12 protein-coding genes are annotated in these 12,845 nt (G+C 67.5%); 7 read left to right on the top strand and 5 right to left on the bottom strand.

What is annotated here, in order from left to right:
- Window positions 1-38 precede the first annotated feature (38 nt).
- Window positions 39-2,156 (bottom strand): transketolase, encoded by a 2,118-nt coding sequence (gene tkt, locus AB4Y91_RS11980; protein WP_441418755.1) that lies wholly within the window; start codon window positions 2,154-2,156, stop codon window positions 39-41.
- A gap of 518 nt (window positions 2,157-2,674) precedes the next feature.
- On the opposite strand from tkt, the gene AB4Y91_RS11985 reads away from it, so the two are divergent.
- A complete protein-coding gene (locus AB4Y91_RS11985; protein ID WP_175323323.1) occupies window positions 2,675-3,637 on the top strand; it encodes a heme o synthase in 963 nt (320 codons plus the stop codon).
- A 117-nt stretch (window positions 3,638-3,754) separates the two neighbouring features.
- On the opposite strand, the gene AB4Y91_RS11990 is transcribed toward AB4Y91_RS11985, so the two are convergent.
- The 3 genes from AB4Y91_RS11990 to AB4Y91_RS12000 are packed head-to-tail and all read right to left on the bottom strand — an operon-like array spanning window position 3,755 to window position 6,448.
- Entirely contained in the window at window positions 3,755-4,699 is a 945-nt protein-coding gene (locus tag AB4Y91_RS11990) for a COX15/CtaA family protein (protein WP_441418692.1), read from the bottom strand.
- Between the two features lie 7 nt (window positions 4,700-4,706).
- The gene (locus AB4Y91_RS11995) at window positions 4,707-5,486 is read right to left on the bottom strand and encodes an ABC transporter permease (protein WP_441418693.1); all 780 of its coding nucleotides are present in this window, start codon (window positions 5,484-5,486) and stop codon (window positions 4,707-4,709) included.
- Entirely contained in the window at window positions 5,483-6,448 is a 966-nt protein-coding gene (locus AB4Y91_RS12000) for an ABC transporter ATP-binding protein (protein ID WP_441418694.1), read from the bottom strand. Before AB4Y91_RS12000 ends, AB4Y91_RS11995 begins: the two co-directional genes overlap by 4 nt.
- A gap of 114 nt (window positions 6,449-6,562) precedes the next feature.
- Between AB4Y91_RS12000 and AB4Y91_RS12005 the strand changes: the two genes are divergently transcribed.
- From AB4Y91_RS12005 to AB4Y91_RS12030, 6 genes are all read left to right on the top strand, one after another.
- Entirely contained in the window at window positions 6,563-7,405 is an 843-nt protein-coding gene (locus AB4Y91_RS12005) for a helix-turn-helix transcriptional regulator (RefSeq protein ID WP_441418695.1), read from the top strand.
- On the top strand, window positions 7,405-8,868 hold the full coding sequence (sufB, locus tag AB4Y91_RS12010; protein WP_441418696.1) for a Fe-S cluster assembly protein SufB: 1,464 nt from the start codon (window positions 7,405-7,407) through the stop codon (window positions 8,866-8,868). The genes AB4Y91_RS12005 and sufB overlap by 1 nt, the downstream gene beginning before the upstream one ends.
- A complete protein-coding gene (gene sufD / locus AB4Y91_RS12015) occupies window positions 8,868-10,154 on the top strand; it encodes a Fe-S cluster assembly protein SufD (protein WP_441418697.1) in 1,287 nt (428 codons plus the stop codon). Before sufB ends, sufD begins: the two co-directional genes overlap by 1 nt.
- Window positions 10,155-10,185: 31 nt before the next feature.
- Window positions 10,186-10,545 carry a non-heme iron oxygenase ferredoxin subunit gene (locus tag AB4Y91_RS12020; protein ID WP_441418698.1) on the top strand — a complete coding sequence of 120 codons (360 nt, stop codon included), beginning with the start codon at window positions 10,186-10,188 and terminating at the stop codon, window positions 10,543-10,545.
- A 113-nt stretch (window positions 10,546-10,658) separates the two neighbouring features.
- Entirely contained in the window at window positions 10,659-11,456 is a 798-nt protein-coding gene (gene sufC / locus AB4Y91_RS12025; protein WP_441418699.1) for a Fe-S cluster assembly ATPase SufC, read from the top strand.
- 13 nt (window positions 11,457-11,469) lie between these two features.
- Window positions 11,470-11,802: a metal-sulfur cluster assembly factor gene (locus AB4Y91_RS12030; protein ID WP_138769377.1), complete on the top strand. Its 333-nt coding sequence runs from the start codon at window positions 11,470-11,472 to the stop codon at window positions 11,800-11,802.
- 133 nt (window positions 11,803-11,935) lie between these two features.
- Here the strand turns inward: AB4Y91_RS12030 and ypfJ are convergent, their stop codons facing one another.
- Window positions 11,936-12,820, bottom strand: coding sequence for a KPN_02809 family neutral zinc metallopeptidase (ypfJ, locus tag AB4Y91_RS12035; RefSeq protein ID WP_441418700.1), 885 nt, complete (start codon window positions 12,818-12,820; stop codon window positions 11,936-11,938).
- Between the last annotated feature and the right edge of the window lie 25 nt (window positions 12,821-12,845).

The raw sequence follows: 12,845 nt of genomic DNA on the forward strand, positions 1-12,845 counted from the left end.
GTTGGTGGGGCGGCGGCCCGGAAAGCGTGAAGTTGGGATCAGGCCGTGAGGCCGGCGAGGGATTCCTTGGCGGCGGCGGTCACGGCCTCGGCGGTGATGCCGAATTCCTGGAACAGGCGCTTGTAGTCGGCCGACGCGCCGAAGTGCTCGAGGCTGATGGAGCGGCCGGCGTCGCCGACGAACTCCTTCCAGCCCAGGGCGAGCCCGGCTTCGACGGAGACGCGTGCCTTGACGTTGGCGGGGAGCACTGCCTCGCGGTAGGCGGCGTCCTGCTTGTTGAACCATTCCACGCACGGCATGGAGACCACCCGGGTGGGGATGCCTTCGGCCTGCAGGGCCTCGCGGGCGGCCACGGCGAGCTGGACCTCGGAGCCGGTGCCGATCAGGATGACCTGCGCCTCGGTGCTCTGGCCGTTGGCGGACGCTTCGGCCAGCACGTAGCCGCCCTTGGCGACACCGGCCGTCGAGGCGAAGGTGTCTGCCTCGGCATCGGAAGTCCCGCGGGCATAGGTGGGGATGTTCTGCCGGGTCAGCACAATGCCGGCCGGGTTCTCATGGTTCTCGAGCATGACCTTCCAGGCCGCCGCGACCTCGTTCGCGTCGCCGGGGCGCACGACGTCCAGGCCCGGGATCGCCCGGAGCGAGGCGAGCTGTTCCACCGGCTGGTGGGTCGGGCCGTCCTCGCCGAGGCCGATCGAGTCGTGCGTCCAGACATACAGGGACGGGACGCCCATCAGGGCGCCGAGCCGGATCGCCGGGCGCTGGTAGTCCGAGAAGATCAGGAACGTGCCGGAGAACGCCCGGGTCGCCCCGTGCAGGCTGATCCCGTTCACGATCGACGCCGCGGCGTGTTCGCGGATGCCGAAGTGCAGCACCCGGCCGTAGGGGTTGCCCTTCCATGCCTCGGTCTGCCGGGAGGCGGGGATGAATGAGGGGGAGCCCTCGATCGTGGTGTTGTTGGATTCGGCGAGGTCGGCGGAGCCGCCCCACAGCTCGGGCATGACCGGGCCGATCGCGTTCAGGACCTTGCCGGACGCGGCGCGGGTGGAGACGTCCTTGCCGGCTTCGAAGACCGGCAGGGCGGCATCGAGTTCGGCCGGAAGCTTCCGGGCTTCAACGCGCTCCAGCAGGACGGCCGCCTCGGGGTTGGCCGACTGCCAGGCCTCGAAGGACGCCAGCCACTCGGTCCGTGCCGAGGCGCCGCGGGACTGCGCCTCGCGGGTGTGGGCCAGGACCTCGTCGTCGACCTGGAAGCTGCGCTCCGGGTCGAAGCCGAGGACCTTCTTCAGGCCCGCGACTTCCTCGGCGCCGAGGGCCGAGCCGTGGATCTTGCCGGTGTTCTGCTTCTTCGGCGCCGGCCACCCGATGATGGTGCGCAGCGAGATGATGGAGGGTTTGCCCGTCTCGGCCTTTGCGGCGAGCAGGGCGGCGTGCAGCTCGGGCACGTCCTCCTTGTACTCTCCGGTCCGGGTCCAGTCGACCCGCTGGGTGTGCCAGCCGTAGGCCTCGTACCGGGCCAGGACGTCCTCGGTGAACGCGACGTCGGTGTCGTCCTCGATGCTGATGTGGTTCTCGTCGTAGATCACCACGAGATTGCCCAATTCCTGGTGGCCGGCGAGCGAGGAGGCCTCGGACGTGACGCCTTCCTGCAGGTCGCCGTCGGAAGCGATCACCCAGATGGTGTGGTCGAACGGGCTGGTGCCCTCGGCGGCGTCGGCGTCGAACAGCCCGCGCATCCGGCGCTGGGAGTAGGCGAAGCCGACGGCGGATGCCAGGCCCTGGCCGAGCGGGCCGGTGGTGATTTCCACGCCGGCGGTGTGCTTGTACTCCGGGTGTCCCGGGGTCAGCGACCCCCAGGTCCGCAGCGCCTCGAGGTCCTTCAGCTCCAGGCCGTAGCCGGAGAGGAAGAGCTGGATGTAAAGCGTCAGGGACGTGTGGCCGGGGGACAGGACAAACCGGTCACGTCCCAGCCAGTCCGGGTTCGCCGGATCGTGGCGCATCAATTTCTGGAAGAGCAGGTAGGCGGCCGGGGCCAGGCTCATGGCCGTGCCGGGGTGGCCGTTGCCGACCTTCTCCACCGCATCCGCCGCGAGTACCCGGACGGTGTCCACGGCACGCTGGTCCAGATGAGTCCATGACAGTTCTTGCTCTTCCAAATGTGGCACGTAAACCGGGCCCCTCTCTGTGCTGACGGCCGGTGGTACGGGTTTTCCCTCTGGGAGCTTTCCCGCTGAGGGCATTCCGCCGGGGGCACAGTTCGGTGCCCGCTGCGGTTCGTACCAGCCGTTCACCATCGAAACGTTGATCTATCATTTAGTCGCATGCGCAGAGGCAGGGAGCGCCGTTGGGGGCAGCCGCCCGTGCGTGCTGATCTGTCAGACAGCTTAGCCCCATTCCACCTGCCGGGTAGCGTACATCTCACGAATTGGACCGGTTTTCGGCTTATATGAATCACCGTGTGCCGCCGCGGCGGTGAGGCTGCGTTAACTTGGCGGAATTCCAGCGGGTTTCCAGAGGACCCGGACGCGGGTGCCGCCACGGTATGATGGTGCGTGGCTACCAACGGGGGCGAGGACATGCCTGTGCGCTGCGCGTGGACCCCCTCCGAACGCAGTGCGCCGGATCTAGGACGTACTGCGGCGACCAGCCGGACTGAACAGCCAGACAGAACAGAGTGACTGCCACCGTGAGCACAACAGATACGCCGCTTAACGCCTCCCCGGCCCCGGGTCGAATCGGCTTCGGCCGCAAAGCCAAGGCCTACCTGGCGCTCACGAAACCCCGGGTGATCGAACTCCTGCTGGTCAGCACCCTGCCCACCATGATCTACGCCGAGCGCGGCTTCCCGTCCCTGGGCCTGATCCTGGCGACCCTCGTGGGCGGCGCCTTTGCTGCCGGCAGCGCGGGCTCCTTCAACTGCTACATCGACCGGGACATCGACAAGCTGATGCACCGGACGGAGAACCGGCCGCTGGTTACGGGCGAGGTCACGCCGCGGGAAGCGCTGGTGTTTTCCTGGCTCCTCGGCGCCGCCGCCATCGCCATCCTCTGGTTCGGTGCCAACCCGCTCTCGGCGTGGCTGGGCCTCGGCGCCATCGTGTTCTACGTCGTGATCTACACCATGATCCTGAAGCGCCGCACCGCGCAGAACATCGTCTGGGGCGGCGCCGCGGGCTGCTTCCCGGTGCTGATCGCTTGGGCCGCCGTGACCAACACGGTGGAATGGCCCGCCGTCGTGCTCTTTATGGTGATCTTCCTCTGGACGCCGCCGCACTACTGGCCGCTGTCCATGCGCTACGGCGAGGACTACCGCAACGCCAACGTGCCTATGCTTGGCGCGATCGCCGGCGCCAAGGTCGTCTCCGTGCAGGTGGTGCTCTACGCGTGGGCCATGGTGGCCTGCTCGCTGCTGCTGATCCCGGTCGGCGGGGCCGGCTGGGTCTACACCGTCACCGCCGTCGCCGCGGGGGCCTGGTTCCTGTACGAGTCGCACGCCCTCTACAACCGGGCACAGGGCGGCGACGTCTCCAACAAGGGCGCCATGAAGGTCTTCCACGGCTCGATCAGCTACCTCACCCTGCTTTTCATCGCCCTGGCTGTCGACCCGTTCATCGGGTCCGCCATCGTCGGCGGCTAAGCAGAAGTCTCCCGCAACAAACAACGCGCCGGTCACCTGCCGCCCGCTCCGGTCTTCCGGATGGGCGGCGGGTGACCGGCGCGTTTGTGGTTCAGGCGGCTGCTGCCGGAGGGGGTGCTACTTCAGCGGGCTGCTGCGCGCGATGTCGGCGGCGTTGGTGGACGCGCTCATCAGAAGGGCCGCGCCGAGCATGTGGGCGGCAACGAGCAGGGCCGGGATGCCGTTGTAGTACTGCGTGAAGCCAATGACCGCCTGCAGCACGGTGACGCCCAGGAGCAGGAACACCGCCGTGCGGAACGGGCCGGTGATGCGGCCGCGGAACACCAGGACGACGCCGAACAGGGCCCCCGCGGTGACGAGGTAGGCAGGGACCGCATGGATGTGCGAGAACAGGTCCCAGTCCAGGTTGTTGCGCGGCGCGTTCGCGTCGCCGGCGTGCGGGCCCGCACCGGTCACCACGACGCCGAGGCACACGGCTACGGCCGAGATCAGCGCGACGGCGGTCAGCACGGGGCGTGCGGCGCCCGGCAGCGCGGGGAGCTGGCTGGTGCGGAACTTGCCGGTCCTGCCGTAGGCCCGGTTGACCAGCAGGGTCGCGAGAACCACGAGTGCCATCGAGACCAGGAAGTGCAGGCCCACCACCCACGGATTCAGCTGGGTGAGGACGGTGATGCCGCCGATGACAGCCTGGGCCGGGATGCTGGCCAGCAGGCCGAGGGCCAGTAGGAAAAGGTCCCGGCGTTCCTTGCGCAGGTTCCACAGGTACACCAGCATCGCGACTGCGACGGCGGCCAGCGCGAACGTCAGGAGCCGGTTGCCGAACTCGATGATGCCGTGGATGCCCATCTCCGGGGTGTTCACGAGCGAACTGTCGGTACAGCGCGGCCAGGTGGGGCAGCCCAGGCCGGAAGCGGTGAGGCGGACGGCGCCGCCGGTCACCACCAGCACGGTCTGGCCGATCAGGGACAGCACGGCCAGCCGGCGGACGGTCTTGTCGACGGTGACGGGCAGCCGGGAGGAAATCCGGGACACGATCCGGGAAGGGCGGGATGCCGTACTCACAGTTTTCTCAATTCCACTTGAACCAACGGGTTGCTGCGGCGCCGGCAATGGCCGTCCAGAGCAGCAGGACAAAGACGGCGGCGAGATTGACGCTGCCGTGCAGGAAAGCATCCCGCAGCGCCTGGCCCAGCGCGCCGGAGGGAAGGAAGTGCACAATCGCCTGGGCGAGAGCGGGGAGGCGCTCGGCCGGGATGACGATGCCGCCGAGGGCGCCCAGCAGGATCCACAGCAGGTTGGTGATCGCCAGCGTGGCCTCCGGCCGGACCGTGCCGGCCACCAGCAGGCCCAGGGCGGTGAAGGCAGCGGCGCCGAGGACCAGCAGCAGCAAGCCCGGGAGCAGCCCCGGCGCCGACGGCCGCCAGCCCAGGGGCAGGGCGACCGCTGCGACCACCAGCACTTGAAGCAGCAGCACCGCCAGCACCGCGAGCACCTTGCCCAGGATCAGGCCCGCGCGGCCCAGCGGTGTGGTGGAGAGGAAACGCAGCACCCCGTAGCGGCGGTCGAATCCCGTGGCGATGCCTTGGCCGGTGAACGCCGTGGACATGGCGCAGAGGGCGAGGATGCCCGGCACGGCGGTGTTGATCCTGCTGGAACCAAGGCCGTCCAGCAGGGGAGTAACGGTCAGGCCCACGAGGGCCAGCAACGGCAGGATGATCGCGAGGATCAGCTGTTCGCCGTTACGGATCATGGTGACGGTCTCATACTTGCCCTGCAGCAGGATCCGGCGCAGCAGGGGAGCGGGGGCGCGGCCCAGCGGGGTGCCGGCGGTGGGGGGGGCGGAGCTCATCGGATCTCCCTTCCGGAGATGTCGAGGAAGACGTCCTCGAGGCTGCGGGCGGCCAGGCTCATGGAGGCCGGCATTATGCCCCGGTCCGCCCACCAGGCCGTGACGGCGGCGAGGTCGGCGGGCGTGAGCGCACCGGTGGCGCTGTAGCTTCCGGCGCGCGTCTCGCGGATGTCGACGTCGGCGGGCAGGACGCCGGCCAGGTCCAGTCCGGGCTCCGCTTCGAAATGCAGCGTCCGGATGTGCTGTTCGCCGGCGGCCGCCAGTTCGTGCCGCAGCAACTGCGCTACGGTGCCTTCGGCGACGTTCCGGCCGGCGTCGATGATGTAGACGTAGTCGGCCAGGCGCTGGGCGTCGTCCATGAGGTGGGTCGTGAGGATGATGGCCATGCCGCGGTCCCGTAGTTCGGCGATTAGCTCAAAGACCAACTGGCGGGACTGCGGGTCCAGGCCGGCGCTGGGCTCATCGAGGAAAAGCACTTCGGGGCGGCCCACCAGGGCTGCGGCCAGGGCGAGGCGCTGTTTCTGGCCGCCGGAGAGTCGCCGAACGGAGGTCCGGCTGAAAGCGTCGATGCCCAGGCGCGCCACGAGTTCGTCCACCGGCCACGGGTCCTGGTACATCCCGGCGATGTGCCTGAGCAGCGGGATAGGGCGGGCCGACGGCGGCAGGCCGCCGTCCTGGAGCATGACGCCGACGCGGGCGCGCAGCTCCGCCCCGGCCGTGTCCGGATCCTGGCCGAGCAGGCTGATGCTGCCGCCGGACCGTTTCTGCAGGCCCTGGGCGCATTCGATGGTGGTGGTCTTACCAGCCCCGTTGGCCCCAAGCAGGGCGGTCACCTGGCCGCGCTCGGCAACGAGGGAGACGCCACTGACCACCCGCAGCATTTTGCCGTCAAGGCTGGGCAGCGGACCAACATCCTTGATGAGCCCGCTGATTGTCAGGGCGGGGGATTCGGGAGATCGCACCAAAGCATTCTACGCGATGTAGTAGGCGCGGCCCCGATCCGGAGCCAGCGCCAGGAAAGCCATGCCTTACTGGATCGGGGGAGTAAATTACGACATGATTATGTTGTGTATTCCATGAGCCCAACTACTTCTGCCGCGCCTGCCGTGCGCGCGGAGTCGGCCGAGCCTGCCGAAGGCGAGGCTGTTCCCGCAGCAATGCCTGCGGCGATGGCTGCCGACGCGGAGGAACGCACCCGGGACCGAGTCTTGGCGGCTGTGCTCGAACACGGTCCGATCAGCGCCGCGGAGCTCGGCGAGCTGCTCGGTTTCACTCCGGCGGCGGTTCGACGTCACCTGGACCACCTCTCACGTCACGGCGTGATCGAAGTCAAGCGCGCGGCCCGTGCAGGCGCCGGCGCGGGGCGCCCGGCGCGCCGCTACGTGCTCAGCTCGCAGGGCCAGTCCACGCTCGGCAACGACTACCTCGACATCGCCAGCTCCGCGCTGCGGCGGCTCGGCGAAATGGCCGGCCAGGACGCGGTACGGGAGTTCGCCGTCGAGCGTTTCGCCGAGATGGAACGCCGCTACGCGCCGGAAATCGAGCGGGCGGGAACCGATATCACGGCCCGCGCGCAGGCCTTGTCCGAGGCGTTGAGCCGCGACGGTTTTGTCGCCTCGGCGCAGTCAATCGAGGCCAAGGCGCCGCTGCCGGCCGCCCTTTCCAGCGTCCAGCTCTGCCAGGGCCACTGCCCCATCCAGCAGCTCGCCGCGCAGTTCCCGGTGTTCTGCGACGTGGAGACCGAACTGTTCTCCCGGCTGGTCGGCGTCGATGTGCGCAGGCTCTCCACCCTGGCGCGCGGCGGCCATGTCTGCACCACCCACATACCTACGGGCCGTCCGGCCGCCGTCGGGGCTCCCAGCCCCGCGGGCCCGGGCAACCCGGACGAAGTATCCAACCATCTGCAAGAAAGGCCGTGATGACGGACCAACTATCAGAGAAGAAGGTTGCTGAATCCACTGTGATCTCGGAGATTCTGGAAAAGAATCCCGAGCTCCACGGAATCGGAACCTACGAATACGGCTGGGCCGACAAGAACGACGTCGGCGCCAACGCACGCCGTGGTATCGATGAGGACGTCGTACGTGACATCTCCGGCAAGAAGAACGAGCCGGAATGGATGCTGGACCTGCGCCTGAAAGGCCTGAAGTACTTCGACCGCAAGCCCATGCCCACCTGGGGTGCGGACCTGTCCGGCATCGACTTCGACAACATCAAGTACTTCGTGCGCTCCACGGAGAAGCAGGCCGCCACCTGGGAGGACCTGCCCGAGGACATCCGGAACACCTACGAGAAGCTGGGCATCCCGGAAGCCGAGCGCAGCCGCCTCGTCTCCGGCGTCGCCGCCCAGTACGAGTCCGAGGTGGTCTACCACCAGATCCGCGAGGACCTGGAAGCCCAGGGCGTCATCTTCCTGGACACGGACACCGCGCTGCGCGAGCACCCGGAAATCTTCCAGGAGTACTTCGGCACCATCATCCCGGTGGGCGATAACAAGTTCGCCTCGCTGAACACGGCGGTCTGGTCCGGCGGCTCCTTCGTCTACGTGCCCAAGGGCGTCCACGTGGACATCCCGCTGCAGGCCTACTTCCGCATCAACACGGAAAACATGGGCCAGTTCGAGCGCACCCTGATCATCGCGGACGAGGACTCCTACGTCCACTACATCGAGGGCTGCACCGCGCCGATCTACACCTCGGACTCGCTGCACTCCGCCGTCGTGGAGATCATCGTGAAGAAGGGCGCCCGCGTCCGCTACACGACCATCCAGAACTGGTCCAACAACGTGTACAACCTGGTCACCAAGCGCGCCATCTGCGAAGAGGGCGCCACCATGGAGTGGATCGATGGCAACATCGGCTCCAAGGTCACCATGAAGTACCCGGCCGTCTACCTCGTGGGCGAAGGCGCCAAGGGCGAGACTCTCTCGATCGCGTTCGCCGGCGAAGGCCAGCACCAGGACACCGGCTCCAAGATGGTCCACATCGCGCCCAACACCAAGAGCTCGATCATCTCCAAGTCCGTGGCCCGCGGCGGCGGCCGGGCTGCCTACCGCGGCCTGGTCCAGGTCCGCGAAGGCGCCAAGCACTCGGCCAACACGGTCCGCTGTGACGCGCTGCTGGTGGACACGATCAGCCGCTCGGACACGTACCCGTACATCGACATCCGCGAGGACGACGTCACCATGGGCCACGAGGCCACGGTCTCGCGGGTCAGCGAAGAACAGCTGTTCTACCTGATGTCCCGCGGCATGCGCGAAGACGAGGCCATGGCGATGATCGTCCGCGGCTTCATCGAGCCGATTGCCCGCGAACTGCCGATGGAATACGCCCTCGAGCTGAACCGCCTGATTGAACTGCAGATGGAAGGATCGGTCGGTTAATGACTGACATCACTACTGAAAAGGCCCGCATCGGCGCGCCCTCAGCCCAGCCGTTCATCAACGGTTTCACCGAGGAAGGCGAGAGCCTTTCACCGCTGAACGCCGCGGAGTCCAAGTCGCCGCTGGCCGGCGAAGCCGTCAAGCGCCACTCGCACGGCGGCGGCGTCGGCGTCCCGGACAGCTCACGCGCCGGCCGCCTGACCTCGTACAAGCTGGCGGACTTCAAGCCGCCGACCGGCATGGAGGAAGACTGGCGGTTCACCCCGCTCAAGCGCCTCCGCGGCCTGCACACCGACGTCCTCAGCGGCGCGGCACCGTCCGTGGCCGTCACCGGCCCGGACAGCGTCCGGATCGAGACCGTCGGCCGGGACGATGCCCGCATCGGCTCCGCCGCGATCCCCGAGGACCGGGTCTCCGCGAACGCCTGGGAGAACTTCACCGAGGCCACCGTCATCACGGTTCCCGCCGAGGTCCAGGCCGAGGGCGAGGTCAGCGTAGTCCTGACCGGCCAGGGCACCGGGGCCTCCGCGCAGCACGTTGTGATCATCGCGGAGAAGTTCTCCAAGGCCGTTGTTGTGCTGGACCACCAGGGCACCGCCGTCGTCGCGGAAAACGTCGAGATCCTGGTCGAGGACGGCGCGCAGCTCACCGTCATCTCCCTCCAGGAATGGAACGACGACGCCGTGCACGCCTCCTCCCAGCAGGCGAAGCTCGGCCGCGACGCCAAGTTCAAGCACATCGTCGTCAGCCTCGGCGGCGACCTGGTCCGTGTCACGCCGTCGACCCGCTTCACCGCCCCCGGCGCCGAAGCGGAAATGTTCGGCCTCTACTTCGCGGACGCCGGCCAGCACCTCGAGCAGCGCCTCTTCGTGGACCACGCCGTCGCCAACTGCAAGTCCAACGTGCTCTACAAGGGCGCCCTGCAGGGCCGGAACGCGCACACCGTCTGGGTGGGCGACGTCCTGATCCGCAAGGAAGCAGAAGGCACCGACACCTACGAGGCCAACCGCAACCTGGTCCTCACCGACGGTGCCCGCGCGGATTCCGTGCCGAACCTTGAGATTGAAACCGGCCTGATCGCCGGCGCCGGCCACGCCAGCGCCACCGGCCGCTTCGACGACGAGCACCTGTTCTACCTGATGGCCCGCGGCATTCCGGAAAAGGTGGCCCGCCGACTGGTGGTCCGCGGCTTCCTGAACGAGATCATCCAGCAGATCAAGGTTCCCGCCATCGAAGAGCGCCTCACGGCCGCCGTCGAGCGCGAGCTCGCCGCCACGGAAAACTAGTGCACGGCACTAGGGAAGACGGACAACGAACATGACGGAACAGCCAAAGGGCGAGCTGGTCTGCAACGCCAGCGAGATCCAGGTCAAGCAGGCGCTGCGGATCCTGATCGATGACTACCCGGTAGCGGTCGTCAAGGACTCGATGGGGGAGATCCACGCCATCGGCGATACCTGCTCGCATGCAGACATCTCGCTCTCCGAGGGTGAAGTGGAAGGCTGCAAGATCGAATGCTGGGGCCACGGCTCACAGTTCGACCTGCGCAGCGGCCAGCCGCTCCAGCTGCCCGCCTACGATCCCGTGCCTGTCTTCGCCGTGACCATCCAGGGCGACGACGTCTACGTGGACGTCAGCACCATCCTGAACGGCGCCGAAGCTCCGAACTTCAGCTGACCGCCGGGGCAAGCCACGCTTGTCCCGGCCGGGCCGGCAACCAGCACCACAAAAACTTATCGACGAGAAAACGCACCGCCGCCGAGGCGGGGGTGCAGAGGAGAACAAGACACATGTCTACTCTTGAGATCAAGGACCTGCACGTCAGCATTGACACCGAGCAGGGCACCAAGGAAATCCTGAAGGGCGTCAGCCTGACCATCAAGACCGGCCAGACGCACGCCATCATGGGTCCCAACGGCTCGGGCAAGTCCACCCTGGCCTCCACCATCGCCGGGCACCCGCGCTACAACGTCACGAGCGGCACCATCACGCTTGACGGCGAAGACGTCCTCGCGATGAGCGTTGACGAGCGCGCCCGCGCCGGCCTGTTCCTGGCCATGCAGTACCCGGTCGAGGTTCCCGGCGTCAGCATGACCAACTTCCTGCGCACCGCCAAGACCGCCATTGACGGCGAAGCCCCGAAGCTCCGCACCTGGACCAAGGACGTCAAGGCTGCCATGGCCCAGCTGCGCATCGACGCCGACTTCACCCAGCGCAACGTCAACGAGGGCTTCTCCGGCGGCGAGAAGAAGCGCGTGGAGATCCTCCAGCTGGAGCTCTTCAAGCCGAAGTTCGCCATCCTCGACGAGACCGACTCCGGCCTGGATGTCGACGCGCTCAAGGTCGTCTCCGAGGGCGTCAACCGCGCCCACGCCGAGGGCAACATGGGCACCCTGCTGATCACCCACTACACCCGGATCCTGCGCTACATCAAGCCGGAATTCGTGCACGTGTTCGTGGACGGCAAGGTTGTCGAAGAGGGCGGCCCGGAGCTGGCCGACCGCCTTGAAGAAGAAGGCTACGACCGCTACCTCCCGGGCGCCGGAGCCGCCGCCATCGCTGCCGCCGACGCCGCAGCACAGGCCTAGTTAGGACTACGCCATGACCGAAATCAATATGGCCCGCACGGGCCTCGAGGATGTCGAAGAGGCACTCAAGGATGTGATCGACCCGGAGCTGGGCGTGAACATCGTTGACCTGGGCCTGCTCTACGGCCTGAAGTACTCAGACGACGACGGCGCCCTGCTGATCGACATGACGCTCACCACGGCGGCCTGCCCCCTCACCGACGTGATCGAGGAGCAGGTAGGCAAGGCCCTGGACGGCATTGTCGACGACTGGCGGCTGAACTGGGTGTGGATGCCGCCATGGGGTCCGGAGCGGATCACCGAAGACGGCCGCGACCAGATGCGGGCCCTGGGCTTCAACATCTAGGATCCCCACAACGACGGCGGGCCCACCTCTTGGAGGTGGGCCCGCCGTCGTTTTCTCTGCCGCGATGACATCGAGGGCTCCGCAACGGCCCTTTTGGAGGCCCATAACGGTGGTTTCGGAGCGGTCGATCGGGTTAAGGGGTCGCGACCTTAAAGGTGTCGCACTGGTTGATGTCGCCGGTCTTGTAACCCTGGTAGAACCATTTCTGCCGCTGCGCGCTGGAGCCGTGGGTCCAGGACTCCGGCGAAACCCGCCCGGTGGCTGCCTTCTGGATCCGGTCGTCGCCCACGGAGGAGGCTGCGGACAGGGCGTCCTGCAGGTCCTGCGTCTTGAGCGGTTCCAGGAACGGCTGACCGCTCTTCGGGTCCTTGGTGGTGGTGGCGTAGCGGACCCACAGGCCCGCATAGCAGTCGGCCTGGAGCTCCACCCGCACCGCGCCGGACTGCGGACCCTGGGGATCCTGCTGGGCGCGGTCGATGGTGCCGAGGACATTCTGGATATGGTGGCCGAACTCGTGGGCCACCACGTACTCCTGCGCCAGCGGGCCGCCCGAGGATCCGAAGCGGTCCACGAGTTCCTGGAAGAAGCCCGGATCGAAGTACGCCGTCTGGTCGGCGGGGCAGTAGAACGGGCCGACTTCCGAGGTGGCGTTGCCGCAGCCGGTGTTGGTGGCGCCGCGGAACAGGACCGTCTCCGGCTGCGGGTACTTCTTGTTGTACTGCGCCAGATAATCCGGCCAGAAGGCATTCAGGCTGTTGACCGTGCCCACGATCCGGCATTCCAGACGGGCGTCGGCGTCGGCGCCGGTCTTGCAGGTCGGCGCGGTGCTTTGGCTCTGTGTCTGGTCCTGGGTAGTGCCGGCCAGGCCCTCCAGGAGCTGCGGATTGATGCCGAACAGCGCGGCCAACAGCAGCACGATGCCGCCGCCGATCCCGCCGCCGATTTTGGTGCCGCGGCCCATGCCGCCGCGGCTCTGGACCTGCGACGGGTCCAGTTGCACGTTGTCATTGAAACTCATGCTGTCACAATATCCTCTCCCGGCG

The organism is Arthrobacter sp. YAF16 (genome assembly GCF_052113385.1).
Lineage (GTDB): Bacteria > Actinomycetota > Actinomycetes > Actinomycetales > Micrococcaceae > Arthrobacter.

Coding starts and splice junctions, on each gene's coding strand:
- sufC (WP_441418699.1), top strand. CDS start 10,659: ATGTCTACTCTTGAGATCAAGGACCTGCACGTCAGCATTGACACCGAG.
- AB4Y91_RS12030 (WP_138769377.1), top strand. CDS start 11,470: ATGACCGAAATCAATATGGCCCGCACGGGCCTCGAGGATGTCGAAGAG.
- sufD (WP_441418697.1), top strand. CDS start 8,868: ATGACTGACATCACTACTGAAAAGGCCCGCATCGGCGCGCCCTCAGCC.
- sufB (WP_441418696.1), top strand. CDS start 7,405: ATGACGGACCAACTATCAGAGAAGAAGGTTGCTGAATCCACTGTGATC.
- ypfJ (WP_441418700.1), bottom strand. CDS start 12,820: ATGAGTTTCAATGACAACGTGCAACTGGACCCGTCGCAGGTCCAGAGC.
- AB4Y91_RS11995 (WP_441418693.1), bottom strand. CDS start 5,486: ATGAGCTCCGCCCCCCCCACCGCCGGCACCCCGCTGGGCCGCGCCCCC.
- AB4Y91_RS12020 (WP_441418698.1), top strand. CDS start 10,186: ATGACGGAACAGCCAAAGGGCGAGCTGGTCTGCAACGCCAGCGAGATC.
- AB4Y91_RS12005 (WP_441418695.1), top strand. CDS start 6,563: ATGAGCCCAACTACTTCTGCCGCGCCTGCCGTGCGCGCGGAGTCGGCC.